Origin of the sequence: Urbifossiella limnaea, from assembly GCF_007747215.1 — a bacterium.
Taxonomy (GTDB): domain Bacteria; phylum Planctomycetota; class Planctomycetia; order Gemmatales; family Gemmataceae; genus Urbifossiella; species Urbifossiella limnaea.
The window spans coordinates 5,364,936-5,388,584 of the sequence record NZ_CP036273.1; the positions used below are offsets into that span (position 1 = coordinate 5,364,936).

The following is a 23,649-nucleotide window of genomic DNA, read 5'->3' on the forward strand; positions in this document are numbered from 1 at the left end:
CCGCGCTTTCCCGGTTGCCGGCCGCGGCGCGGGGGCTTACATTCGGGAGCAACCCACCCCCGAACGGAAGCCCCCTCATGGCTCACGCCGCGTCCGGCAGTTCGTCCGCCCCGCCGCTCGACCCGCTCGTCCGCGGGCAGCTCTCGGTCATGATGTTCCTCCAGTTCGCCGTCTGGGGGTCGTGGTTCGTCGTCTTCTTCCCGTACCTGCTGAACCTGAAGTTCACCGGCGAGCAGACCGGCGCCATCTTCGGGAACATGGCCCTCGGGGCGATCTTCTCCACCATCTTCGCCGGGTACGTCGCCGACCGGTTCATCGACAGCGAGAAGTTCATGGGCCTGTGCCACCTGCTCGGGGCCGGGTTCTTGTACCTCATCGCCACCACCCAGGACCCCGGCCAGTACTGGACCCTGTTCGCCCTCACGTTCGGGTACGCGCTGCTGTACAACCCGACGCTGGTCCTGGCGAATTCCATCACCTTCCGTCACGTGCCGGACGGCCAGCGCGACTTCCCCGGCGTCCGCGTCATGGGCACCCTCGGGTGGATCGCCGCCGGGTTCGCCATCGACTTCGTGTTCGCCCGCGACGGCGGCAAGGCGTCGGACACGAACGGCCCGCTGCTGCTGGCCGCCGGCCTGTCCGGCGTACTGGGCGTGTACAGCTTCCTCCTCCCGAAGACGCCGCCGACCGCCAAGGCCGGCGACGCCGTGCCGTTCGTCCAGGCGCTGGGGCTGTTCAAGGACTTCTCGTTCGCCGTGTTCTTCCTCGTGTCGCTGGCGATCACCGTGGTACTCGCCTTCTACTACTCCATCACCGGCAACTTCCTGGAGAAGGCGTGCGGGGTGACGAAGACCGGCTCGACGATGCTCATCGGCCAGGTGTGTGAGACGGTGTTCTTGCCGCTGCTGCCGCTGTTCCTCTTCCGGATCGGGATGAAGGGCGTGCTCGTGCTCGGCATGGCCTGCTGGGGGATTCGCTACCTGTGCTTCGCCCACGCCGGGCCGGAGGGGGTCGGGTTCGCGCTGGCGATCGTCGGCGTCGCGCTACACGGGTTCTGCTTCGACTTCTTCTTCGCGGCCGGGTTCATCCACTGCGACAACGAGGCGCCGAAGGAGATCCGCGCCAGCGCCCAGGCGCTGTTCAGCTTCCTCACCTACGGCGTCGGGATGTGGCTCGGCAGCGTCCTGAGCGGCGTCCTGCTCGACCGCTACACCGACCCCGCGACGAAGGCCGTGGACTGGAACGGCTTCTGGATGGTGCCGAGCATCGGCGTGTTCGTGTGCCTGGCGGTGTTCGTGGTGCTGTTCCGCATGACGCCGAAGCGCCCGCCGGCCCCGGCGGAAACGGATGAGGAAAAGTGGGGAGCGTGAACCGGAAGCCGGGAATGACCAACTCCCGATGACCCACCAATGACCAGGGAAGACACGGCTGGCCTTCCTTGGTCATTGGTGGGTCATCGGGAATTGGTCATTCTCAGTATTTAGGCATCCCCGGGTCCACCTTCTCGGCCCACCCCAGGATGCCGCCGGTGAGGTTGAGCAGGCGCGTGTACCCCTGCCCCGTCAGGAACTCGATCGCCTTGGCGCTGCGCATCCCGCTCTTGCAATGGACCACGACCTCGCGGTCCTTCGGCACCTCGGCGTAGCGCGCCGGCAGCTCCGGCAACGGCAACAGCACCGTGCCCGGGATGCGGCAGATCTGGAACTCGTTCGGGTTCCGCACGTCCAGCACGTACACCGCCTCGCCGGCATCGACCCGCTTCTTCAACTGCTCGGGCGTGATCTCCCCGACGCCGCCCGCCGGCGGTGCAGCTACCCCACGCACGCCGCAGAACTGTTCGTAGTCGATGAGCCCCTTCACGGTCGGGTGCGGCTCGCCGACCGGCCACTTGGGGTCGCGGCGAATCTTGTACGTCTTGAACGTCATGTTCAGGGCGTCGTAGTGGAGCAGCCGGCCGATCAGCGGCTCGCCGATGCCCAGGATCAGCTTCACGGTTTCGGTCGCCTGGATGCAGCCGATGACGCCGGGGAGGATGCCCAGCACCCCGCCCTCGGCGCAGCTCGGCACCTCGCCCGGGGGGGGCGGCTCGGGGTACAGGCAGCGGTAGCTCGGCCCCACCGCCGGGTGGAACACCGTCGCCTGCCCGTCGAACCGGAAGATACTGCCGTACACGTTCGGCTTGTTCAGCAGCACGCACACGTCGTTCACGAGGTAGCGCGTCGGGAAGTTGTCGGTGCCGTCCACGACGATGTCGTAGTCACGCACGATCGCTTCTGCGTTCTTTGACGTGAACCGCTCCTCGTGGAGCACGACGGTGATGTCGGGGTTAATGTCGCGGAGTTTGTCCGCGGCGGACTGGCACTTCGAGCGGCCGATGTCCTTCGAACCGTGGATGATCTGCCGCTGAAGGTTGGAGGCGTCCACGGTGTCGAAATCGACGAGGCCGAGGGTGCCGACGCCGGCGGCGGCGAGGTACAGAGCCAGCGGCGAGCCGAGCCCGCCGGTGCCGATGACGAGCACCCTGGCGGCCTTCAGCTTCCGCTGCCCGTCGAGCCCGACCTCGGGCATGATGACGTGCCGGGAGTAGCGGGCGTACTCGCTCTGCGTGAGGGCCACGTCGGGCCACCGGCCGGCGAGCAGGTCGGGGAGGGGCATCAACTCGTCTCGTGGGAAAGAGCCTTATTCTACGCCGCCGACCACGCGCGATTCGCGTCGGCCGCGACCCGCTTCCCGAGGCGCTCCGTCAGCCGCAGCCGCACCCACGGGGCCGCCGCCGTGCGGAATTCGAGCCACGACCCGTACCACTTCCGCACGAATTCCGCGGACTTGATTTCAACCCACGGGATGAACAGCGGCCGGTGCCCCGGTCGGAACGGGAGCATGACCGCAAGGTACAGGCCGTCGGCGTTGCTGCCGACGGTGACGCACCCGCCGTAGTTGCTCCAACCCAGGCTGACGTGCTGGAAGCGGTGGGTGTGGCCGTGGAACGGGCCGGCGAGGTGGTAGTGGTGGGCGAGCGTGCGCCAGCCGGTCCACCAGGATACCGACCAGATCAGGACCACCCACCAGACGGCGACGCCGAGGATCGTGACGGCGACGATCGCTTCATCGGGCATGGGCTGCCCCGAATACGACTACACCGCCGCCAGCGCGAGCGAGCAGTTGTGGCCGCCGAAGCCGAAGCTGTTCGACAGCACACGCCGCACGCGGGCGTCGCGGGCCACGTTCGGCACGTAGTCCAGGTCGCACCCGCCGGCCACGTCCTGCTGCGTCAGGTTCGCCGTCGGGTGCACCTTCCCCTGCTGGATGCTCAGGGCGCACGCGATCGCCTCGACGCCGCCGCTCGCGCCGAGCAGGTGGCCGATCATGCTCTTGGTGCTCGACATCATCAGCTTCTTGGCGTGGTCGCCGAAGACGTGCTTCACCGCCTTCGTCTCGGCCACGTCGCCCAGCGGCGTGCTCGTGCCGTGGGCGTTGATGTAGTCCACGTCGGTCGGGTTCCAGCCGGCCTCGGCCAGCGCCGCCCGCATCGCCGCGGCCGCGCCGGCGCCGTCCTCGTGCGGGGCCGTGATGTGGTACGCGTCCGCCGTGTTCCCGCAGCCGACCACTTCCGCGTAAATCTTCGCGCCGCGGGCCTTCGCGTGCTCCAACTCCTCAATGACGAGGATGCCGGCCCCCTCGGCGAGTACGAAGCCGTCGCGGCCGGCGTCGAACGGGCGGCTGGCGTGGGCCGGGTCGTCGTTGCGCTCCGACAGCGCCCGGCAGGCGATGAACCCGCCCAGGCCCATCGGCGTGATCGCGGCCTCGGTGCCGCCGGTGACCATCACGTCGGCGAACCCGTAGGCGATCTGCCGCATGGCGTCGCCGATGGCGTGCGCCGCCGACGAGCACGCGGTGCTGACCGTGGTGTTCGGCCCCTGGAGGTGGTACCGGATCGAGATGTTCCCGGCCGCCGAGTTGGCGATCATCTTGGGGATGATGAACGGGCTGAGCCGGTTCGGCCCCTTGGCGGGGTTCAGCAGGTCGTGGTGGCCGCTCTCGAACTCGGCCAGCCCGCCGATGCCGCTGCCGATGATCACGCCGCAGCGAAACGGGTCGGCCTTCGAGACGTCGAACCCGCTGTCCTTGATGGCCTCGTCGGCGGCGACCATGCCGAGCTGGACGACGCGGTCGAGCCGCTTGGCGGCGCGGGCGTCGATCACCGGGGCGGGGGTGAAGTTCTTGACCTCGCCGCCGATGCGGACCTTGTAGGCGGACGCGTCGAAGAGCGTGATCGGGGCGATGCCGGACTGTGCGGCGAGAAGCGCCCGCCAGTACGCGGGCACGTCGTGGGCCAGCGGGTTGACGGTCCCGAGGCCGGTGATGACCACCCGGCGGCGTGTCATGGGTGCGGGCACCTGAGTCGTCAGCCCTGGGGCTTGTTCTTGAGGGCGGCCTCGATGAAGTCGACGGCCTCGCCGACCGTCTTGATCTTCTCGGCCTGGTCGTCGGGGATCTGGATGTCGAACTCCTCCTCGAGTTCCATCACCAGCTCGACGATGTCGAGGGAGTCGGCCCCGATGTCCTCGATGAACTTGGTGGTGCGGCTGACCTGGTCCTTCTGGACGGCCAGGTGCTCGCAGACGATCTCGGTGACGCGCTGCTCGACGGACACGGTTACACCCTCCGGCGGCGGGCGGCCCCGCCGAGCCCCGCGGACCGGCTCCGACCGGCCGCCGCGGCAATGGGAACGGTATGGCTTCGGCCCGCGGCGGCCAGCGGAGGGCCGGGCGGATCACTCCTCGACTCCCGAAAGCCGGGCGGACACGACAGATACTAGCGATCCCGCGGGCGAACGGACACCCGCGGGCGTCGCGCGGAAGCCCGAAATTCGAAATCCGAAGCCCGAAATCCGAAACCGGCGGTGTGGCTCGAATGTCGGCTTTCGGACTTCGGCATTATGCCGTCACGTTGGTGAAGTCGGCCTTGCGGTGGACGCGCTTCATGAGCCCGGCCAGCACCCGCCCGGGGCCGACCTCGTAGAACCGCTCCACGCCGGCCGCCATCAGCCCGCGCAGCGTGTCCTCCCAGCGCACCGGCGACAGCACCTGACGCACCAGCAGTTCCCGGATTTCGGCCGGGTCGGTGTGCGGCCGCGCGTCCACGTTCGACCACACGGGGGTCGTCGGCGGCTTGAGCTCGACGCCCGCCAGGGCCGCCGCCAGTGCGTCGTCGGCGGGCTTCATCAAGGCGGTGTGGAACGCCCCGGCCACGGCCAGCCGGGCGGTGCGGATGCCGCCCTTCTCCTGGCACAGCTGTTCGAGCCGGTCGAGCGCCGGCAGCACGCCGGACGCGACCGTGTTCCCCGGGCAGAGGTAGTTCGCCACTTCCAGGGTTCCGGCGGCCCGCGCCTCGGCCACCAGCGCCTCCACGTCCGGGGCGTCGACGCCGAGCACCGCGACCATTCCCGACGGCGTGGCAACCGCGGCCGCCTGCATGGCCGCGCCGCGGGCCTTCACGACCTTCAGGCCGTCGTCGAACGACAGCGCCCCGGCGAAGACGAGGGCGGTGTACTCCCCGAGGCTGAGGCCGGCGGTCGCGGTGACGGCCGACAGCGCCTCCGGCTGCGTAGCGCGGAGTTGGTCGAGGGCGGCGAGGCTGGCGACGAAGATGGCCGGCTGGCTGACGTCGGTGGCGTTGAGCCGCTCCGCCGGGCCGTTGACGCACACGTCCAGCAGGTCGTACCCCAGGGCGGCCGAGGCGTGCTGGAACAGGTCGTGGGCCGGCGGGTGACTCTGGCACAGCGCGCCGGCCATGCCGACGGCCTGGGCACCCTGGCCGGGGAAGAGGAGAGCGGTGTTCGGCATCGGGAGGGGTCCGCGTCGGAGGTCGGGCCTCGGAGGCGCGGCCCGACCGACGAGCCGCGGGCCGCGTTACTTCGCGTCGTCGCCGGCGTCCATGTTGATGACCTCGCGGCCCTGGTAGGAGCCGCAGTTCGGGCACAGGCGGTGCGGCATCACCGCCTCGTTGCACTTCGGGCAGTACTGCACCTGCACCGGCGTGACGTGGTGGTGGCTGCGGCGGGTGCCCTTGCGGGACCGCGACGTGCGGCGCTTCGGAACGGCCATCTCTAACCCCCAGCCGGAGCGGTGGACGGAAACAAGACGGATATCGTAGGACCGCGGCCGGGGGGCGTCAACGCGCAGGCCCGGGTCCGACGCCACACTCCAACAGGGTGATCGACCCCGCCGGGTGACACACCGCCGCCCCCGACGACGCCGGCAACAGCACCACATCCCCGACCGACACCGGCGTGCGCGTCCCGTTCACCAACTCGCCCGACCCCGCCACGCACACGACCAGCCGGCAGAGCCCGTTCTCCCCGACGACGAACGGCGTCTCGCTCGTCTGCCGGAACAACGTGAAATACTGGCAGTCGGCCAGCCACTCCACCGGTTCCCGGCGGGCCGACACCCGCCGCCGGGTCGGCGTGACCGGTGGGCACGGGCCGCGGGTGAAGTCGGCGCACGCCAGCCCCTGCTCGACGTGCAGCTCGCGCGGCTGCTTCGTCTTCTCGTCCACCCGGTCCCAGTCGTACAGCCGGTACGTGATGTCGCACGTCTGCTGCACCTCGAACACGACCAGTTCGGCCCCGATGGCGTGGACGGTGCCGGCCTCCAGGAAGACGCAGTCGCCGGGCGCCGGCGTGAAGCAGTGGAGCGTCTGCGGCACCGTTTTCGTCACCAGGGCGGCGCGGAAGTCGGCGGCCGTGACGCCCTCGCGGAAGCCGGCGTAGACGCGGCTCGTGTCCGGGTTCGTGCGGAGGATGACCCACGCTTCCGTCTTGCCGTTCGCCCCCGGCTGAGCAGCCGCGGCCTGGGCGTCGTCCGGGTGGACCTGCACCGACAGTTCCTGCCGGGCGTCGATGAACTTCAGCAGCAGCGGGAAGCGGCCGTTGACGAGCGGGGCGCTGCCGAGAATGGCGCGGGCGTCGGCCGCGAGTAGCTGGCGGAGGGTCTTACCGGCGTGGGGGCCGTCGGCAACGATGCTGGGGCTGCCGTCCACGTCCGAGAGCACCCACGCCTCACCGATCGCTCCCGCGCGCGGAGCCGGGCGGCGGAGGAAGGCGGGGAGCCGGCTGCCACCCCAGAGGTTTTCCTTGAAGATCGGCTCGAACCGGAGCGGCGGCAGCGACATCGGGGCATCCTGACCGGGAGGGGCTTTGGAAGGATACCTCACGCCCGGCGGGGGCACCACCCGACCCGGCCGCCGGCCTACTTCGTGAAGTGGAGGGACACGTAAAACTCGTCCCGGTACAGCACCTCGGCCAGCGCCACCCCGCGGGCCGCGAGACGGCCCGTCATCCACGACAGCGGCTCGGGGTGGTCGAACTCGCCGATGTGGCTGACGAACTGCTCGCGCTCGTCGGGCGTGGCCGCGACCCAGGCGGTGCGCACCTCCACGAACAACCGGGCGAGGAACGCTTCCCGCGACTCCCCTTCCCGGCGGTAGGTGTCGGTCCAAACGAACCACCCGCCGGGGGCCAGCACGCGGGCGGTGTCGCCGAGAACACCGGCCTTCCGGTCCGTCGGGAAGTGGTGGAGTGAGAAGCCGGCGAGGACGAGGTCGAACCCGCCGGCGGGTAGGGTGGCAAGCGTGCCGGCGATGTCGCCGCAGATGAGCCGTCGCGTGGCGGTGAGGCAGGACCCGGGCGCGGGCCGGCGGGCGTGCAGGTCGAGTGCGCCTTCGGACAGATCGACGCCGACGTAATCGCTCACCCGGCTCGCGGCGAGCACGTCGGCCGCCACGCGGCCGTCGCCGCAGCCCAGATCAAGCACGCGGAGCGGGCCGGCCCGCCGGGCGAGGGCCGCCCGGACGGCGGCCTCCGTCTCGGCGTGCTTCATGTGGTTGGCGCGGGTGATGCGGTCGTACAGCTCCCACCCGCGGAACAGCTCGGCGGACACGGCTACTTCGCGCCGAAGCAGTACAGGTGGTCCCATGTGCGGACGTACAGCCGGCCGTTGGCGACCGCCGGCGACGCGTACACCTTCTCCTTCAGGTCGTTCGTGGCCAGGACCTTGAACTCCGGCCCGGCCTGGATCACGAACCCGACCCCCTCCCGGCCGACGATCAGAATCTTCCCGTCGGCGTGGACCATGTTGCCGCGGTAGATCTGCTTCGCCGGCAGGGACTGCCGGTACAGTTGCTTGCCGGTGCCGGCGTCGAGCGCGGTCAGCCCGCCGTTGTCGGAGTTGAGCGTGTACACGATGTTGCCGACCCGGAGCGGCGAGACGACGTCCGGCGTCTCCTTGTGCCGCCACTTCTCGGCCGGATTCCCGGGGCTGATCGACCCCGTCGCCCCGACCGGGTTGAACGCCACGAGCGGCCCGTTCTTGCACGACGGCACCAGGATCAGGTCCGGGGTGACCAGCGGGCACGACACGAACCGCCACGCCCCGTTGGTGGTCGGGTTCAGCCCGGCCACGCGCCACACCTCTGCGCCGGTGTCGAGCCGGTGGCCGGTGCAGTAGTCGTTTCCATGGGCCACGAGCAGCGCCTCGCCGCCCGGCCCTTCCCAGACGAATGCCGAGGCGTACACGTCCGGGCTCTCGCCCTTGCTGTACCCCGGCCGCTCGACCGCCCACAGCTCCTTGCCCGTCGCGGCGTCCAGCGCCACCACCTTCTGGGCGTTCTTGTGCATCACCTGGAGGAACAGCTTGTCCTTGTACAGGACCGGGGTCCAGTGGATCCCGAACTGGATCCCCCGGGTGCCGACCTTGCCGTACTTGTCCAGGTCGACCGACCACGTCTCGCGGCCGGCCATGTCGAAGCACGCGAGTTTCATGTTACCGGCGAAGGCCCAGACGTGCTTGCCGTCGGTGCTGCACGACGCCGAGGCGTCGTTCCCCTCGTCCCCGCGGCCGCCGCGGCCGGACGGGCCGCCGAGGCTCGCCTTCCACTTCTCCACCCCGTCGGCGCCGAAGCACAGGAGCGAGGTGCCCGCCGCGTCGAGGGAGGTGATGAAGATCTTGTCCTCCCAGACGCACGGGGTGGACGACCCGCGGCCGGGGAGCTTGACCTTCCAGACGACGTTCTTGTCCGGCCCCCACTCGGTCGGGGCCGGGCCGGCGGCGTGGCCGTCGTTCTTGACGCCGCGCCACTGCGGCCAGTTGTCGGCGGCAACGGGGGCGGTGAGGAGGGCCGCGGCGATCGCGGCCAGCGGGAGGCGGGTCAGCACGGGGACGGGCTCCGGGCGGGAGTGCAAGGGCGGGAATGCGGACCAGCGTATCCGAACCCGCCCGCGGGTTCAACGCACCAGTTCGGGCAGGTACTTCACCGGCAGCGTGCCGTGGCTCAACACCTGCTCGTGGAACGTGCCAAGCACGAAGCCGTCGCCGCGGCGGCGCTGCACGTCCTGCCGCAGCCGGTAGAACGCCGTCCGGCCCACGAAGTACGTCGAGAGCTGCGTGCTGCTCTGCTTCGCCCGCGCCACCTTCGCCACGGCTTCGGCCTCGGTCTGGAAGCCCCGACCCATCAGCAGCGCCAGCGCCTGCTCGTCGGTCATGCCGGCGCAGTGCATGCGGTGGTCGAGGATCGCATTGAGCACCGCCCGCAGGTAGAACTTCAGCTGGTGCAGCCGCAGCGACAGGTCGCCGGCGCCGTAGCCCTGGTCGAGCATCATCTGCTCGGTGTACACCGCCCACCCCTCGGCGAAGACGCCGGACGACAGCACCTTCCGCACCAGCGACGGGCAGCGGTTCGAGTACGCCAGCTGGACGTAGTGCCCGGGGTACGCCTCGTGGATGGTCAGCACCTGGAGCATCGGCGTGTTGTACTCCCGGAAGAACGTCGCCACCCGCTCGGCGCTCCAGTCCCGCGGCGGCGGGGCGACGGCGTACAGGCTGTCCGCCTTCGGGTCGAGGGGCGGGGCCGGGTTCAGGTACGCGGCCGAGAACCCGCGCTGGAACTCCGGCATCTCCACGATCTTGCACGTGTCCGGGTCCGGCAGCGTCAGGATCTTCTTCTCGCGGATGAAGGTGCGGATGCCGTCCACGGTCTTGCGCACGTCGGCGAGGAGGTTCTCCGGCTTGCCGTGGTCCTTGCCCAGCTCGGCGAGCACGGCGGCGGTGGTAGCGCGGCGGCCGTCGGCGTCGTCGGGCGGGAGCACGCGGCCGGGGAACAGTTTCGACCACAGCTGCTTGGCGACGTAATACATCTCGCGCTCGACGCGGTCGGCCTCACCCTCGGCGAGTTTCAGCACCTCGGCCGCGGTCAGGCCGGCGTCGAGTTCCAGTTCGAGCTTCTTGGCGAACTTCGCCTCGCCGAGCCGCCATTCACCCGTGGAGCGCGGCAGCAGGTCGGTTTCGAGCCACGTTTGGTAGTCCTTCAGCGCCGCGACGGCGGCGCGGCACGGCGTCGCCAGCGGCTCGCTGCCGGGCGTCTCGCCGGCGAACTCCCAGATGTCCTTCTCGTAGAAGGCGATCGCCCCCTTGTTCCGGCGGATCGTCACCTCGGTGAGAATCTTGGGCGGGTTCTTCAGGCCGGCCTTCGCGGCGGCAACCACCTGCGGCACCGCGGCGACGCGCTTCGCGGCGTTCTGCACGTTCCGCTCGCGCGGCAGCGTGGACTGCGTGAACAACAGGAACACGCTGTCGGTGAGGAACTCGCCGTACACTCGCGGGTCGAACTCGAAGCGGTTGTCGTTCGCAACGCTCCACAGCGAGTAGTCGAGGCTGTGGGTGAACACCTCGAAGTCGATGCGGCCGTCGCGGGACAGCTTCTTGGGGTCGATCTCCTTCTTCACGTCGGCGAGCGTCTTGCGGGTGAGCTCCACGTCCTTGGCGCGGGCCGCGGGCGAGAGGTCGTCCATGCGGTCGTCGTGGTCGTGGTTCCCCTGCTGCGTCGCGTAGACCGGGTGGAGCCGGAACTGCTGGTCGAGATAGCTCTGGAAGAAGTTGGCGAGGCGGGCGTCCTCGGCGCTCACGGCGGCCGGCGGCTGGGCGGCGGGGGTGGCCATGACGGCGATTCCCAGGAGGACCAGGGCGGCGGGGGCGGCGAATCGCATGGGGGTTCTCGCGGGGGCTACGGGACTGCTAGCCAGCGGTCGGGGTCGAAGCGGAGAATCGTGACGCCCTCGGGGGCGACGGCTTCCGTCGTGCCGACGACGACGAGCACCGCCACGGCGTACCCGGCGGTACGGTAGCGCGTCAGAGCCGTCAGGTCGACGGCGAGTGCGTCGGTGTTAGTTCCGCTGACGAAGCACAGGGCCGCGAGCGGGCGGTCGGCGGCGCCGTGTTCGCCGAGCTGCCAGACGAGTAAATCCGGCTGCCGACCCGGCGGCGGGGCGGGGTCGGGCTGAATGACGACGTGCCCAAGCCCGAGCCGCACCGGCAGCGCCTTGTCCCACAGCCGGCGGAACTGGTGGTAGAACTCGCGGACGAACGGCCGCTCGCGCTCCTTGCGGGCGGCCGCGGGGCCGTCGGCGTCGCCCGGCGGGTAGGCGAGCGCCCCCTTGCCTGCGAAGCGCGGGTGGAGCTGGTTCAGCGCCTCGGTGGCGAGGTCGAGAAACGGGTGGCTCACCCCAGCGCCTCTTTCCACTTCTTGACGCGGCTCTTGTCGATGACCCCGTCGCGCTTGCCGCCGGCGCACGCCGACCCGCGCACCGCGAAGTAGTCCGGCACCACGCCCTTCAGCTTCGGCAGCTGCTCCGGCTTCAGCGACCCGCCGACCGCCACCTTGGTGTACACCCGCTTGAGCCCGTCCACCAGCTCCGCCAGCTCGGCCGGCTTGATGAAGTCCAGCAGCGTCTTGCTGTCCTTCACACACGTGTCGATGAGCACCGCCCGGAAGCGGAACCGCTTGGCGAACTTCGCCACCTCCGCCGGCGGGATCGACTTCGCCCGCTCCCAGTCGGCGTAGGCCACCGCGACCATCTCCATGCCGGCCGGGAGGCTGCGGCGGGCGTCGAGCAGGTCTTCGCCCCAGCCCGGCGTGTGGGCGTAGCCGGCGAGCCCCCACTTCACGTAGTCGAGCTTCAACTCCAGGTGCCAGTGCGCTTCCGTCAGTGCGTTCGGCCCCCACTCGCCGAGGGCGGCGCTCACGGGCACGCGGCGCTTCACCTTCTCGACGACGGCCCCGACCACCTCCGGCTCGGCGACGCCGAGCGGGCCGCGGGCCGGCTCCTTCACGTCGATCAGGTCGGCGCCGCCGGCGATGGCGTCGTCCACCTCGTCGGCCGAGCGGACGCTGACGAGCAGACCGGGGGTGTCGGGCATGGCGCGAATTCCTTTCGGGTCAAAGCCCGGGGACGGCCGTCCCCGGGCTTTCGGCGGTGCTGTCCGGCACACGGAAGAACATGGTGAACCCCGGCAGCCGGCGGAACGGCAGCGGCCGGGCGGCTCGGAACTCAAACCCGTGCAGCCTCGGCGGAGCGAACCAACCGGGGTCGTTCAGGTGCCGGCCGGCGTCCGCGGCGAAGGCGTCGGCCGAGTCGTAGGTCCGGCAGCCGACCAGTTCCGCCTCGCCGACGATGCCGCCGCGCTGCCGGGCAGCCTCCTCCAATTCCGGGGTGGTCACCTGCTCCCACGCCTGGGGCCGGTCGTCGGGTACGAGCCCGGCGTGTATCAGCACCCGGCCGCGGCGACGCGTGGCCCACGTCCGCACCTCCACCAGCTTCACTCCGGCCACGAGCAGGGCGGCCCACGGCTGTTTCACCGACAGCGCAAAGGCATTGCTCATGGCAGCTCACCCGGGGTCCGGTTCGGGCGGTTTTGCCGGGCGGACCGGCGCTTTGAGTTTTTGCCAAACCCCGGGGGGTGAGCTAAAGGATACGTACGCCCGTAGCCCCGGCAGCGCCGGCGGCCCGCCCCGTTAACTCCCGCGCACCCGTACCGGCGAGTCATGGCTGTCAAGCTGGTCAGCAACGAAGAACCGCTGCCCGGTTACCGGCTCCAGGAGCGGCTCGGCCGCGGCGGGTTCGGCGAGGTGTGGCGCGTCGAGGCACCCGGCGGTCTCCTCAAGGCCATGAAGTTCGTCTTCGGCGACCTCGACGCCGCCGACGAGGACAGCCGCCCGGCGGAACAGGAGCTCAAGGCGCTCAAGCGCGTCCAGACCATCCGCCACCCCTACGTCCTGTCGCTCGAGCGGTACGACATCATCGACGGCCAGCTCATGATCGTCATGGAGCTGGCCGACGAGAACCTGTGGGACCGGTTCCGCCGGTGCCGCAGCCAGGGCCTCCCGGGCATCCCCCGGGACGAGCTCCTCCGCTACATGGAGGAGACGGCCGAGGCCCTGGACCTGATGAACAACCACTACCAGATTCAACACCTGGACGTGAAGCCGCAGAACCTCTTCATCGTGTTCAACCACGTGAAGGTCGGCGACTTCGGCCTCGCCAAGCTGCTCGAGGGCGTGCGGGCCACGGTGACCGGCGGCGTCACGCCGGTGTACGCCGCGCCCGAGACGTTCGAGGGCTACGTCTCGCGGTTCTCCGACCAGTACAGCCTCGCCATCGTCTTCCAGGAGCTGCTGACCGGCGCGCGGCCGTTCACCGGGGCGAACACCCGCCAGCTGCTCATGCAGCACCTCAACGGCACCCCGGAGCTGAACTCGCTGCCGGTCGGCGACCGGGCGGTGATCGCGCGGGCGCTCAGCAAGAAGCCCGATGACCGCTGGCCGAGTTGCTCCGAGATGGTGCGGGCGCTCAAGAACTCCGGCTTGCCCGCCCCCCCGCAGACGCCGTCCCCGGACCAGACGCCTCGGCGTCGGCCGCCCGACTCCGAGTTGCCGGCGTCCGAGTGGGCGACCCGCGTGCAGGTCGGCGGGTCCGGCCGGCTCGGCCACGACGCCGCGGCGAAAGACCCGACACCCGCCCCGCGCCCGACCGGGCCGCTCGGCCCGATGCCGGGGCTGGTCACCGTCGGCCCTGCGGGGACGGTGGTGCCGCGGCTCGTCACCCCGGGGTCGTCGGCGCTCGGCCCCGCGCCAGCAGTCACGCTCCAGAAGCCGGACGTCGTGCAGACGCAGTTGATGAACGCGATCGGCCTGGCGCCGCCGGAGAAGGCCGGCGACGGCGTGCTGTTCCCCGCGCTGGTCGTTGCCGTGGGTGGCATCGGCCGTCAGATCGCCGACCAACTCCGACAGGTGATCGCCGACCGCTACGGGAACACCGACAAGGTGCCGAACATCCGCTTCGTCGCCATCGACACTGACCCCGCGGTCGCCGACCAACTGGGCGACGCCGCCAGCACCCGCGGCCTCGTGCTGGCACGGCTCAACCGGTCCGTCCATTACCTACAGCGAGACGGCCTCCCGCCGGTCGACCAGTGGCTGCCGCCAGGGGTGCTGTACAAGCTGCCGCGAAGCCCGGTCGCCGCGGCCGGGGTTCGGGCGTTCGGCCGGCTCGCGCTCGTCGATCACTACAAGGCCATCGCCCAGCGCCTCCGCCAGGAGATCGGCAACTTCCAGACCGACGAGCCGTTGGCGAAGGCCGAGAAGGCGACGCAGTTGGGCCTCCGCACGAACCGCCCGCGGGCCTACGTCCTCGCCGGCCTCGGCGGCGGCACCGGCGGCGGCATGTTCCTCGACCTGGCGTTCATCATCCGGCAGGAACTCCGGGCCGTGGGGTACGTCCGGCCCGAGGTCGCCGGCGTGTTCCTGGTGCCGCCGGCGGAGAAGAACGCCCCGCGGACCGCGGCCCTCGGCAACACCCACGCCGCGCTCACGGAGCTGTACCACTACCAGGCTCGCAAGACGAAGTACGTCACCACGTTCGACCGGAGCGAGCCGCCGATCCAGGACGGCGACGCCCCGTTCGCCCGCGTCGCCGTGCAGGTGCTCCCCAAGGGCGTGGACCCGAAGGGCCGGGCGCTGGCCGCCGGCCGCGCCGCCCGCGCCCTGTTCAACGAGATGCTGACGCCCGCCGGCCGCGTCACCGACGAGCTCCGCGACATCCACCGCAACGCCTTCCCGAGTCCGACCCCGGTCTGCCAGTCGTTCGGCCTGTTCCGGCTGACGTGGCCGCGGCCCGAGGTGCTGTCGGCGGCGACCCGGCGGTTCGCCATGCGGCTGACGAAGCAGTGGGCGGCGAAGGACGCGGGCGGCCTCAAGGAGCCGATCCGGGCGTGGCTCGACAGCCAGTGGGCCGAGCGGAAGTTGGCATTCGAGCACGTCGTCGAGGCGTTCGAGGCGGCCGCCCGCAACCACCTCCGCGAGGAGCCCGAGCGAGTCATCGACGCGTTCATCGACCCGCTCCGCACCCGCACCCCGTCCGGCTCGCGGATGGAGGTCAACGCCGTGCTCCCGGTCGTCGAGCAACTGCTGGCGATGGTCGGCCGGCCGGACGCCGAGGACGACGCCCAGCGCGGCGTCCTCCACGCCCCGCTGATGGCCCAGTTCGAGAAGTGGGCGAAGGAGGCCGAGTCGCACCTGGCCACGATGACGGTCACGTTCATCGAGCAGCCGCAGTACCGGCTGGCGGGCGCGGAGGAGGCCGTGCGGCAGGTCGGCGACCGGCTGAAGCGGCAGATCGAGGCGCTGGAGCCGATCCACGCCGACCTGACGAAGCAGACGAAGTCCGACTACTCGAAGATGCTCCAGGCGCTGGCCGCCCTCAGCGAGGGCCGGTGGAAGGTGGCGGCGACGGGCGAGGTGCTCGACCTCCTCCGCCTGTACCCGCGCAGCAAGTTGCGGCTGATGATCCTGTCGCAGTGCCTGTCGGCGTACCGGAAGCTGTTCGGCAGCACGCCCGAGTACCTGCGCGAGGTGAGCATGTGCCGCGCCGGGCTGGACGGCTTCCACGCCGCGCTCGACGCCGGGGCCGCCGCCGGCGGGTCGGTCGGGCCGGGGAAGTTGATCCTGCCCGAGGGGTGCGCCACCCTCGACGACGCGGCCGACCGCTTCCTCGCGGGGCTGAACCCGGACGACGTACTCGACTTCGACGCCCGCTTCCAGAAGGAAGTGTCCCGCAAGTTCCGCGGGCTGGCCGGCGTGTGCCTGAAGCCGAACGAGAAGGGGCCGGTGTTCCGCGAGCTCCTGACGACGCGGTCGCGGGAGTTCCTCGACGGCCGGCTCGACGCGGCCGACCCGGCGACGGTGTTCTTCCGGAACCGCACCGGCAGCCAGGCCGACCACTCGCTCATCGCGGAGGCGTTCGACGGCGCCACCCCGGACCTGCCCGGCTCCGGCGGCGTGCGGCCCGAGGAGGTCACGGTTCTGGCGGCCCCGCCCGGCGCGGACGGCGACCGCTTCCGCGACGTGGTTGCCGCGGCGATCCCGAGTGTCGAGTTCACCGCGGCCCCGCTGGCGGACGACATCGCCTTCTACCGCGAGTACCCGCGGCTGGAGCTCGCCGCGCTGCCGCAGTTGGGGCAGTACGGCCGGGAGGCACTCGCCGTGCTACAGTCGGGCGACCACCCGCCGCACGCGCGGGGGGACGTGGCGTGGGCCCCCATCGTGTGAACGACCGAACCCCCGGCGACTCACTGCGGCGGGGGAATCAACTTCGCGGCGGCCAGGCCGTTCAACACGAACTGCACCGCGATGCCGGCGAGCACGAGCCCGAGCACGCGGTCGAGGACGTGGACGCCGGTCCGCCCGAGCCGCCGCTGGATCGGCTCCGCGAGCCGCAGCGTCAGGTAGCACACCACCCCCGTCAGCGCGATCGCCGCGAACACGAGCCCGACCGCGGCCGTCTCCTCGGCCTGCGCCATCAGCACCGTCACCGTGGACAGCGCTGCCGGCCCGGCGAGCATCGGGATGGCCAGTGGGGCGATCGCGACCTCCGCGGCGGCCGACGTTTCTTCCATGTCGGACGGCTCCTCCTGCGTCGTCCGCTGGGCGCGGATCATGTCGAGGGCGACGACGAAGAGTACGAGCCCGCCGGCAATCTGGAACGCCGGCAGGGTGAGGCCGAGGACGCGGAAGAGGTAGTTCCCGACGGCCGCGAAGGCCATGAGGATGAGGGTCGCGGCGACGCTGGCGACGAGGGCGGTGCGGCGGCGCTTGGCGGGCGTGAAGCGGCTCGTCAGGGCGATGAACGCGGGGACGGTGCCGGGCGGGTCCACGAGGAACAGCACGGACACGAACGCGGTGGTGGCGAAGTCGAGCATCGGGGCTGTTGTACGGCCCTTGCCGGGCGCCGCCGCGGGCGGGAAGATGACGACCCACCGGGCACCTGGTGGAATGGCAGACACAGCGGCCTTAAAAGCCGCAGGCGGGCAACCGCCGTGCGGGTTCGAGTCCCGCGGTGCCCACATCAAACGAGAACGCCCAGGGACGGTCATCCCCGGGCGTTGTCGTTCAACCCAGTGCGCCGGTCAGTTGTCCCGCGACGCCATGAAGATGCGGAGGACGTAGTAGAACATCGTCGCCACCGACGCGAACAGCGCCAGGCTCGCTGCCACGTGCTCCCGCGGGCCATAGTGGTGCATCACGTTCGACGTCTGGTAGATGATCGCCGCCGCCGCCAGCCCGACCATCGCCACCGAGAAGATTAGCCCGAGGTTGAACCCGAACACCACGGCCGCGATCACCAGCCCGAGGGCCAGCATCGACGCCACCCCGATGATCGGCCCCATCCACGAGAAGTCCTTGCCGGACAGGAACACACCGGCCGTGAGCCCGCCGCACACCAGCAGCGTCACCATCCCGGCCTGCATCGGCACGTTCGCGTACGCCGGGACCAACTGCGTGATCGTGAGGATGGGCAGGAAGATCAGCACCTCGAGCAGCACGTAGAGGCTCAGGCCGGCGTACTGCACGCCGACCGACTGGCCGGACCGGGCCATGTACTGGGCCACGTACCCGCCGCCGATGAACAGCACCATCAGGCCGATCCACGCCACCCGGCCGACGAACACTGTCTGCACGATCTCCAGCGCGACGCCGGACGAGATGAGCGCCGCCTCGATGGCGACGAACGCCAGGACGGCGCCGCCGAGGTGGAGGTAGGTGCGCTTGATGAACGCCGCCCGCTCGCTGACGGGCCGGGACGCGACGGAGTAGCCGTCGCCGTAGGTGTCGTCGTACGCGTAACTCACGGGCGCCTCCGAAGGTTGGGCCGGCGCGGACGCCGCCGGGGACTCGAACATTCTATCCCACTGTACTACCGCGCGCGGCAGCAATCCACGCCGCCCGCAGCGCCGTGCTCGAAACGTCGGTGCGAAAGTCGGACTCCGCGAGCGCGACGAACAGCTCGGGGAACGGCCCACCTCCCCCGTCCCACGTTCGGAACACGCCCGCGGCATCGACCCGCCCGCCGACCACGACGCGGCAGCCGGTCGCCGCGAGTCGCGCCAGCGCCGCATCCCGGAGGCGGTCGTCGTTCGCGTAATAGTGGCGGTCGACGAGGCGGACCGCCGTGTCGTACCCGACGACGAACGCGGCCCCGGGGAAGAGCTCGGCCTTCTCGGCGAACGTGGCCGCGCGGGTGACCCACACCGGCCCCGCGGCGGCGAACTGCGCAACGCGCCGCTCGACTTCGGCGGCGTCGAGATCCGGCTTGTCCACGTTGGCGACGCTGAGCTCGAACGCGACCGGCGTCCCGAGCCGCCGGGCCGCAACGGCCGCGAGCGAGACGTGGCCGTGGTGCAGCGGGTTGAACGAGCCCGGGAGGAGTGCCCGCGGCGGGGCATGACCCCGGACCACGGCCCCGCCGACAACGGGGTACGGGAACCGTACCGCCTCAGGACCCGGTGCAGGGGCGTGGGGCATGGGGGTTCTCGTCACTCGGCCAGCAACCGGCCCTTGAACACCTGCCGCAGTTTCTCCACCTTCGGCCCCACCACCGCCCGGCAGTACGGCTGCCGCGGGTTGTCGTTGAAGAAGTTCTGGTGGTACGCTTCCGCCGGGTAGAACGTCGCCGCCGGGGTGATCTCCGTGACGATCGGCGACGCGAACACGCCGGCCTCGTCCACCTTCCGCTTGTAGCGATCGGCCAGCTCACGCTGCCGATCCGTGTGGTAGAAGATCGCCGAGCGGTACTGCGTCCCCACGTCGGCGCCCTGGCGGTTGAGCGTGGTCGGGTCGTGCGACCGCCAGAACACTTCTAGCAGCTCCGGGTAACTCACCACGGCCGGGTCGAACGTCACCTGCACGGCCTCGGCGTGGCCGGTGGTGCCGGTGCAAATCTGCTCGTAGGTCGGGTTCGGCCGCTGCCCGCCGGTGTACCCGGACACGACGCGCTTCACGCCACGGATCTGCTGGAACACGGCTTCAGTACACCAGAAGCAGCCGGTGCCGAAGGTGGCGACCTCGTCGCCGGCCGCGGCGGTCGTGGGGCCGAGCTCGTCGGCCGTCAGGGTCGGCAGGTCGGTCGGCATCGGGGCATCCCGGTGGGTAAGGGTGAAGACGGCGACCGCGACGCCGGCGGCGACGAGGGCGAGCGGCAGGAGGCGAACCCACATTCGTCGGCGCTCCGGGGCGGCGGCTAGAATCGGATACACCGCGGCCACCCGATTCTATCACCGCGGGGGGAGGAACGCACATGCGGCGGGTCGCGCTGGTCACCGGCAGCGGCAAGAAGCGCGTCGGCGCCGTGGTCGCGGAGGAACTGGCCCGCCGCGGGTACAACATCGCCGTTCACTACCGCACGTCGGAAGCCGAGGCCGCGGACACGGTCGCGGCACTGCGGGCGCTCGGCGTCGAGGCCGAGGCCTTCCGCGCCGACCTGGGCGACGAGGCCGACGTGAAGGGGATGGTGGCCGGCGTGCTGACCCGCTTCGGCCGCATCGACGTGCTGGTGAACTGCGCCGCCGTCTGGCAGCCGAAGCGACTCGAAGACGTGACCGCGGCCGACGTGCGCTTCCACTTCGACGCCAACGCCCTGGGTACGTTCCTGTGTTCGCAGCACACCGGGCTGGCGATGGTGAAGCAGCCGGAGGGTGGGCTGATCGTGTGCGTCGGCGACTGGGCGGAGGTGCGGCCGTACCTGAACTACGCGGCGTACTTCCCGAGCAAGGGGGCGGTGACGGCGCTGACCCGGTGCCTGGCGGTCGAGCTCGGCACCCGTAACCCGAACGTGCGGGTGAACGCGGTGCTGCCCGGCCCGGTGATGCTGCCGCCGGAGTTGACAGACGCCGAAAAGACCGAGGCCGTCCGCGCCACGCTGGTGAAGCGAGAGGGGAGCCCGCGGCACGTGGCTTTGGCGGTGCTGTCGTTTCTCGACAACGATTTCGTCACCGGGGTGTGCCTCCCCGTGGACGGCGGCCGCACCGTGTACGCGCCGGAGTGAAACATGCTGCCACGTCCCGAACTACTCGACGACCCGATGCGGTTCGTCCCACTGTATCTGAAAGGTGCGATCACCGAGTCGGAGTTTCGCAACTGCTCTCTGTGGTCACTGAATGACGCGAACGTGAACCAGTTTCTCGCCTCGTGTCCAGCCGATCTGCTGGAGATGGTCCTGTCCGAAGTTGCCGGCTTGCCGTCCGACGAGGATGAAGCTGGGTGGGCATCCCACTGCTTTTTCCAAATCAGCACCGCTACAAGGGCGTTTACGACCGCGGAGTATGAGCAACAACTGCGAGAGGTTCGGCAGGCGTTTCGCAACGGGGCGCGTGTGCTCCGCGCCGCGATAGCACAGCACACGGTCCCCCGCTAGAATGCCCGCCAGTCCAACGGGCGAACGGGGTTCCTCATGCGCATCACGCGGGTGTCGGCTTACCGGGTCGGGCTGCCGCTCCACGAGGGCACCTACAAGTGGTCCGGCGGCAACGCCGTCACCGTCTTCGACAGCACCGTCGTGAAGATCGAGACCGACGCCGGGCTCGTCGGCTGGGGTGAGTCCTGCCCGCTCGGGCCGGCGTACCTGCCGGCCTACGCCGCGGGTGTGCGCTCGGGCCTCGCCGAACTCGCGCCGCACCTGCTCGGCCAGAACCCGCTCGAACTCACGAAGCTCAACCGCCGCATGGACGCCGCCCTGAAGGGGCACCCCTACGTCAAGGCGCCCGTGGACGTGGCCTGCTGGGACATCCTCGGCCAACACGCGGGGATGCCCGTGTGCGAACTCCTCGGCGGCCGCTACGGCGACGACTTTCATCTGTACCGGGCCATCTCGCAGGAGAGCCCCGCCGACATGGCCGGCAAGGTGGCCGGGTACCGCGCCGAAGGCTACCGCCGCTTCCAGCTGAAGGTCGGCGGCGACCCCGACACCGACATCGAGCGCATCCGCGCCGTTGCCGCCGAACTGCAACCCGGCGACCGCCTCGTCGCCGACGCCAACACCGGCTGGCGACTCCACGAAGCGGTCCGCGTCGTGCGCGCCGTCCGCGACGTGGACGTGTACATCGAGCAACCGTGCCTCAGCTACGAGGAGTGTCTGAGCGTGCGGCGGGCGACGGACCACCCGTTCGTGCTCGACGAAGTAGTGGACAACGTGGGGATGCTCGTCCGCGGCCACGCCGACCGCGCGATGGACGTGGTCAACCTGAAGATCAGCAAGCTCGGCGGCCTCACGAAGACGCGGCAGGCCCGCGACCTGTGCGTCGAGCTGGGCGTCGCCATGACGCTCGAAGACACCTGGGGCGGCGACATCGTCACGGCCGCGATCGCGCACCTGGCGCACAGCTGCCCGACGGAATTTCTGTTCACCGCGACGGACTTCAACAGCTACGTCACGCTGTCGATCGCCGACGGCGCCCCGCGGCGGGCGCACGGCCGGCTGGCCGCGCCGACGGCGCCGGGCCTCGGCGTGAAGCCGCGGCCCGAAGTGCTCGGCGAGCCGGTGCTGGTGGTGGGGTGAGCCGCGCCACTTCCTGCCGCCGGCCGCCCCCTGTATCGTGAACCGCGGACGACGCCCCCCGCGGAACCCCTCATGACCGAAACCGACTGGCTCGCCGGGACCGACGGCGACGACATGCTGCTGTTCGTCGCCGACCGGCTCACGCCCCGGCAGTGGGCGTTTCTCGCCGCCGCCCACGTCCGCCGCCTGTGGGACACCCTGCCGGACGGCCCGTTCCGCGCCGCCGTCGAAGCCGTGGAGTCGGAAGAAACCCTATCGGCGGACGCCCGCGCCGAGTGGGTGCGGCGGGTCACGGCGGCCGAGCCGGAAGCCGCGGAAGCCGCGGGCGCGGCCCAACTCGAGGTTGTGAGGTTGGCCGACCCGGACGCGGCCGACGTGTCCGGCCCGGTGCTGGCGCGGCCGACGCAGATCGCCCCGGCGTTCCCCCTGTTCGCCGCCGCGAGCCGCCACGCCCGCAACGCCATCGAGTGGGCGTCGGACGCCGTGACCGACGCCGCAGAGGCCGTCCGCCGACTCCTGGAGGAGCCGGGGGAGCACACGTTCTCGCGCGTCCGCCGGGCGGTCGATCGGGCGGCCGAGACGCGGAACAACGCCGCCCGCGCCGCGAACCTGGCCCGCCGCTTCAAGCAAGAGGGTGACGAACTCGCCGACACCGCGGCGGGGTCGAAGAATAAGCGGCTCGAAGCGGCAAGGGCCGAGGAGATGGTCCGCAAGGGCGAGGAGGGCGCCGGCCTGGCGCCGGGCAGCGAGGGCACGGGCGATGACCGGCTGCGGCTCGCCGCCGAGAAGCTGTTGGCGCGGACGCTCCGCGAGGTCGTCGGCAACCCGTTCAAGGAACCGCGCTTCGAGCCGAGCTGGCGCACCGAGGCGGCCGTGGGGCTGGCGCGCGGCATCTTCGCGGAACGGGCGTGGGACCGGCTGCCGGTGCTGGCGGACGCGCTGCTCGACGCCGACTGCGACGAGGAGCAACTGCTGCGGCACCTGCGCGGCACCGAGAAGGTGGTGAAGGAGCCGCCACAGCACGCCCGCGGCTGCTGGGCGGTGGAGCTGGTGCTGGGCCGCTGGCAGCCGCTACCGCCGCCCGACCCGAATGCCCCGAAGCGGAAGCTCGTGGACGACGACTTCTGGGACTCGATCGACGACCTGGACGAGGAAGACGTGGCTTGAGGCGCTTTGCCGCTTGCGGCTTCGCGTCGCCCAGCGCGAAGCCGCGAGCGGCGAACCGCCTCACGCCACCCGAATGCGGTACAGCGTCCCCTTGACGCGCTCGCCGCCGGGCTCGCCGGCGCGGATCAACTCCGGCGCCACCGCGTACCCGGCCTCCTCCAGCTTCCACCGAAACACCCGTGCCGCCAGCCGGTCCGGGTCGGCGATCAGGCACACGCCGCCCGGCGCCAGCACCACCTCCAGCAGCCCGATTAGCGGCTCGACGAGCCGCTCCTCGTACATCAGGTCGGAACCGATCACCACCGGGAAGCGGCCGACGCCCTCCGGGGCGCGAAAGTCGAGCGGCCGCGTGCGAAAGCCGGCCGTAAAGCCGTTCAGCCGGGCGTTGCGGTCGGCGAAGCTCAGGGCCGTCTCGTCCACGTCGGTGAACGTCACGTCGAGCCCGCGGGCCAGGCACGCGACCCCGGCCAGCCCGAGCCCGCAGCCGACTTCGAGCACCCGCACCGGCTGCGGGTAGCTCTCCCACTTCTCGCGCACCACGACCTTCGCCAGCATCCGCGCCGCCGGCCACAGTTGCGCCCAGTACGGCACGTACTCGTCGGCCGCGTACGCCGAGCGCACCCAGGGGTGGTCCAGCAGCTTGTCCGAGTCGGCCGGCCGGTCGATGCGGAAGCGGTAGTCGTCGATGAAGACGGTGTCCTGAACCGTCTCGGTGACGGCCTCGGGCGGCGTGGCGTGGTAGTGCGGCGGCATTTCGAGGT

General features: G+C 70.8%; 24 protein-coding genes and 1 tRNA gene. 7 read left to right on the forward strand and 18 right to left on the reverse strand.

Annotated elements, in window-relative coordinates; genetic code table 11:
* Window positions 1–77 precede the first annotated feature (77 nt).
* Window positions 78–1,370 (forward strand): MFS transporter, encoded by a 1,293-nt coding sequence (locus tag ETAA1_RS21850; RefSeq protein WP_145242252.1) that lies wholly within the window; start codon window positions 78–80, stop codon window positions 1,368–1,370.
* A gap of 103 nt (window positions 1,371–1,473) precedes the next feature.
* Here the strand turns inward: ETAA1_RS21850 and moeB are convergent, their stop codons facing one another.
* The 13 genes from moeB to ETAA1_RS21915 form a co-directional block, all read right to left on the reverse strand.
* Window positions 1,474–2,655, reverse strand: coding sequence for a molybdopterin-synthase adenylyltransferase MoeB (gene moeB / locus ETAA1_RS21855; protein ID WP_145242254.1), 1,182 nt, complete (start codon window positions 2,653–2,655; stop codon window positions 1,474–1,476).
* Window positions 2,656–2,684: 29 nt separating this feature from the next.
* On the reverse strand, window positions 2,685–3,116 hold the full coding sequence (locus ETAA1_RS21860) for a hypothetical protein (RefSeq protein ID WP_145242256.1): 432 nt from the start codon (window positions 3,114–3,116) through the stop codon (window positions 2,685–2,687).
* A gap of 18 nt (window positions 3,117–3,134) precedes the next feature.
* On the reverse strand, window positions 3,135–4,385 hold the full coding sequence (fabF, locus tag ETAA1_RS21865; RefSeq protein WP_145242258.1) for a beta-ketoacyl-ACP synthase II: 1,251 nt from the start codon (window positions 4,383–4,385) through the stop codon (window positions 3,135–3,137).
* A gap of 20 nt (window positions 4,386–4,405) precedes the next feature.
* Entirely contained in the window at window positions 4,406–4,654 is a 249-nt protein-coding gene (acpP, locus tag ETAA1_RS21870; RefSeq protein WP_145242260.1) for an acyl carrier protein, read from the reverse strand.
* A 283-nt stretch (window positions 4,655–4,937) separates the two neighbouring features.
* Window positions 4,938–5,846 carry an ACP S-malonyltransferase gene (gene fabD, locus ETAA1_RS21875; protein WP_145242263.1) on the reverse strand — a complete coding sequence of 303 codons (909 nt, stop codon included), beginning with the start codon at window positions 5,844–5,846 and terminating at the stop codon, window positions 4,938–4,940.
* A gap of 66 nt (window positions 5,847–5,912) precedes the next feature.
* Complete coding sequence (gene rpmF / locus ETAA1_RS21880; protein WP_145242265.1) at window positions 5,913–6,107, reverse strand: 50S ribosomal protein L32; 195 nt, start codon at window positions 6,105–6,107, stop codon at window positions 5,913–5,915.
* A gap of 67 nt (window positions 6,108–6,174) precedes the next feature.
* Window positions 6,175–7,176 (reverse strand): type I phosphomannose isomerase catalytic subunit, encoded by a 1,002-nt coding sequence (locus ETAA1_RS21885; RefSeq protein WP_145242266.1) that lies wholly within the window; start codon window positions 7,174–7,176, stop codon window positions 6,175–6,177.
* Between the two features lie 77 nt (window positions 7,177–7,253).
* A complete protein-coding gene (locus ETAA1_RS21890; protein ID WP_202920320.1) occupies window positions 7,254–7,943 on the reverse strand; it encodes a class I SAM-dependent methyltransferase in 690 nt (229 codons plus the stop codon).
* Window positions 7,944–7,945: 2 nt separating this feature from the next.
* The gene (locus tag ETAA1_RS21895) at window positions 7,946–9,217 is read right to left on the reverse strand and encodes an outer membrane protein assembly factor BamB family protein (RefSeq protein WP_145242270.1); all 1,272 of its coding nucleotides are present in this window, start codon (window positions 9,215–9,217) and stop codon (window positions 7,946–7,948) included.
* Between the two features lie 69 nt (window positions 9,218–9,286).
* Window positions 9,287–11,044, reverse strand: coding sequence for a DUF885 domain-containing protein (locus ETAA1_RS21900; protein WP_145242272.1), 1,758 nt, complete (start codon window positions 11,042–11,044; stop codon window positions 9,287–9,289).
* A 17-nt stretch (window positions 11,045–11,061) separates the two neighbouring features.
* Complete coding sequence (locus ETAA1_RS21905) at window positions 11,062–11,559, reverse strand: hypothetical protein (protein ID WP_145242273.1); 498 nt, start codon at window positions 11,557–11,559, stop codon at window positions 11,062–11,064.
* Complete coding sequence (locus tag ETAA1_RS21910) at window positions 11,556–12,254, reverse strand: (5-formylfuran-3-yl)methyl phosphate synthase (protein ID WP_145242275.1); 699 nt, start codon at window positions 12,252–12,254, stop codon at window positions 11,556–11,558. The genes ETAA1_RS21905 and ETAA1_RS21910 overlap by 4 nt, the downstream gene beginning before the upstream one ends.
* A 19-nt stretch (window positions 12,255–12,273) precedes the next feature.
* Complete coding sequence (locus ETAA1_RS21915) at window positions 12,274–12,717, reverse strand: ASCH domain-containing protein (protein ID WP_145242277.1); 444 nt, start codon at window positions 12,715–12,717, stop codon at window positions 12,274–12,276.
* A gap of 162 nt (window positions 12,718–12,879) precedes the next feature.
* Between ETAA1_RS21915 and ETAA1_RS21920 the strand changes: the two genes are divergently transcribed.
* Entirely contained in the window at window positions 12,880–16,440 is a 3,561-nt protein-coding gene (locus tag ETAA1_RS21920; RefSeq protein ID WP_145242279.1) for a tubulin-like doman-containing protein, read from the forward strand.
* Between the two features lie 20 nt (window positions 16,441–16,460).
* Here ETAA1_RS21920 and ETAA1_RS21925 read toward each other — a convergent pair whose 3' ends face one another.
* Window positions 16,461–17,090: a MarC family protein gene (locus ETAA1_RS21925; protein ID WP_145242281.1), complete on the reverse strand. Its 630-nt coding sequence runs from the start codon at window positions 17,088–17,090 to the stop codon at window positions 16,461–16,463.
* A 59-nt stretch (window positions 17,091–17,149) separates the two neighbouring features.
* Here ETAA1_RS21925 and ETAA1_RS21930 point away from each other — a divergent pair.
* Window positions 17,150–17,234 (forward strand) — tRNA-Leu (locus ETAA1_RS21930).
* 63 nt (window positions 17,235–17,297) lie between these two features.
* On the opposite strand, the gene ETAA1_RS21935 is transcribed toward ETAA1_RS21930, so the two are convergent.
* From ETAA1_RS21935 to msrA, 3 genes are read right to left on the reverse strand one after another with little or no spacing between them, the layout of a single operon-like run.
* The gene (locus tag ETAA1_RS21935) at window positions 17,298–18,020 is read right to left on the reverse strand and encodes a Bax inhibitor-1/YccA family protein (protein ID WP_202920321.1); all 723 of its coding nucleotides are present in this window, start codon (window positions 18,018–18,020) and stop codon (window positions 17,298–17,300) included.
* Between the two features lie 52 nt (window positions 18,021–18,072).
* Window positions 18,073–18,693 carry a nucleotidyl transferase family protein gene (locus tag ETAA1_RS21940; protein ID WP_145242285.1) on the reverse strand — a complete coding sequence of 207 codons (621 nt, stop codon included), beginning with the start codon at window positions 18,691–18,693 and terminating at the stop codon, window positions 18,073–18,075.
* Window positions 18,694–18,704: 11 nt separating this feature from the next.
* Window positions 18,705–19,385 (reverse strand): peptide-methionine (S)-S-oxide reductase MsrA, encoded by a 681-nt coding sequence (gene msrA, locus ETAA1_RS21945; RefSeq protein ID WP_145242287.1) that lies wholly within the window; start codon window positions 19,383–19,385, stop codon window positions 18,705–18,707.
* A gap of 80 nt (window positions 19,386–19,465) precedes the next feature.
* Here msrA and ETAA1_RS21950 point away from each other — a divergent pair, with 80 nt between their 5' ends.
* From ETAA1_RS21950 to ETAA1_RS32275, 4 genes are all read left to right on the forward strand, one after another.
* Window positions 19,466–20,212, forward strand: coding sequence for an SDR family NAD(P)-dependent oxidoreductase (locus ETAA1_RS21950; RefSeq protein WP_145242289.1), 747 nt, complete (start codon window positions 19,466–19,468; stop codon window positions 20,210–20,212).
* Between the two features lie 3 nt (window positions 20,213–20,215).
* On the forward strand, window positions 20,216–20,581 hold the full coding sequence (locus ETAA1_RS21955) for a hypothetical protein (RefSeq protein WP_145242291.1): 366 nt from the start codon (window positions 20,216–20,218) through the stop codon (window positions 20,579–20,581).
* Between the two features lie 36 nt (window positions 20,582–20,617).
* Complete coding sequence (locus ETAA1_RS21960; protein WP_145242293.1) at window positions 20,618–21,721, forward strand: cis-3-hydroxy-L-proline dehydratase; 1,104 nt, start codon at window positions 20,618–20,620, stop codon at window positions 21,719–21,721.
* A 72-nt stretch (window positions 21,722–21,793) separates the two neighbouring features.
* Complete coding sequence (locus tag ETAA1_RS32275; RefSeq protein ID WP_202920322.1) at window positions 21,794–22,888, forward strand: hypothetical protein; 1,095 nt, start codon at window positions 21,794–21,796, stop codon at window positions 22,886–22,888.
* 60 nt (window positions 22,889–22,948) lie between these two features.
* Here ETAA1_RS32275 and ETAA1_RS21970 read toward each other — a convergent pair whose 3' ends face one another.
* Window positions 22,949–23,641 carry a class I SAM-dependent methyltransferase gene (locus tag ETAA1_RS21970; RefSeq protein WP_145242295.1) on the reverse strand — a complete coding sequence of 231 codons (693 nt, stop codon included), beginning with the start codon at window positions 23,639–23,641 and terminating at the stop codon, window positions 22,949–22,951.
* Window positions 23,642–23,649 lie beyond the last annotated feature (8 nt).

Excerpts from the sequence above, each read along its gene's own strand:
- ETAA1_RS32275 (WP_202920322.1), top strand. The coding sequence starts at position 21,794 with ATGACCGAAACCGACTGGCTCGCCGGGACCGACGGCGACGACATGCTG.
- ETAA1_RS21885 (WP_145242266.1), bottom strand. The coding sequence starts at position 7,176 with ATGTCGCTGCCGCCGCTCCGGTTCGAGCCGATCTTCAAGGAAAACCTC.
- ETAA1_RS21910 (WP_145242275.1), bottom strand. The coding sequence starts at position 12,254 with ATGCCCGACACCCCCGGTCTGCTCGTCAGCGTCCGCTCGGCCGACGAG.
- ETAA1_RS21950 (WP_145242289.1), top strand. The coding sequence starts at position 19,466 with ATGCGGCGGGTCGCGCTGGTCACCGGCAGCGGCAAGAAGCGCGTCGGC.
- ETAA1_RS21940 (WP_145242285.1), bottom strand. The coding sequence starts at position 18,693 with ATGCCCCACGCCCCTGCACCGGGTCCTGAGGCGGTACGGTTCCCGTAC.
- moeB (WP_145242254.1), bottom strand. The coding sequence starts at position 2,655 with ATGCCCCTCCCCGACCTGCTCGCCGGCCGGTGGCCCGACGTGGCCCTC.
- fabF (WP_145242258.1), bottom strand. The coding sequence starts at position 4,385 with ATGACACGCCGCCGGGTGGTCATCACCGGCCTCGGGACCGTCAACCCG.
- ETAA1_RS21915 (WP_145242277.1), bottom strand. The coding sequence starts at position 12,717 with ATGAGCAATGCCTTTGCGCTGTCGGTGAAACAGCCGTGGGCCGCCCTG.
- ETAA1_RS21920 (WP_145242279.1), top strand. The coding sequence starts at position 12,880 with ATGGCTGTCAAGCTGGTCAGCAACGAAGAACCGCTGCCCGGTTACCGG.
- ETAA1_RS21955 (WP_145242291.1), top strand. The coding sequence starts at position 20,216 with ATGCTGCCACGTCCCGAACTACTCGACGACCCGATGCGGTTCGTCCCA.
- fabD (WP_145242263.1), bottom strand. The coding sequence starts at position 5,846 with ATGCCGAACACCGCTCTCCTCTTCCCCGGCCAGGGTGCCCAGGCCGTC.
- msrA (WP_145242287.1), bottom strand. The coding sequence starts at position 19,385 with ATGTGGGTTCGCCTCCTGCCGCTCGCCCTCGTCGCCGCCGGCGTCGCG.
- ETAA1_RS21860 (WP_145242256.1), bottom strand. The coding sequence starts at position 3,116 with ATGCCCGATGAAGCGATCGTCGCCGTCACGATCCTCGGCGTCGCCGTC.
- ETAA1_RS21925 (WP_145242281.1), bottom strand. The coding sequence starts at position 17,090 with ATGCTCGACTTCGCCACCACCGCGTTCGTGTCCGTGCTGTTCCTCGTG.
- rpmF (WP_145242265.1), bottom strand. The coding sequence starts at position 6,107 with ATGGCCGTTCCGAAGCGCCGCACGTCGCGGTCCCGCAAGGGCACCCGC.
- ETAA1_RS21900 (WP_145242272.1), bottom strand. The coding sequence starts at position 11,044 with ATGCGATTCGCCGCCCCCGCCGCCCTGGTCCTCCTGGGAATCGCCGTC.
- ETAA1_RS21850 (WP_145242252.1), top strand. The coding sequence starts at position 78 with ATGGCTCACGCCGCGTCCGGCAGTTCGTCCGCCCCGCCGCTCGACCCG.
- ETAA1_RS21970 (WP_145242295.1), bottom strand. The coding sequence starts at position 23,641 with ATGCCGCCGCACTACCACGCCACGCCGCCCGAGGCCGTCACCGAGACG.
- ETAA1_RS21960 (WP_145242293.1), top strand. The coding sequence starts at position 20,618 with ATGCGCATCACGCGGGTGTCGGCTTACCGGGTCGGGCTGCCGCTCCAC.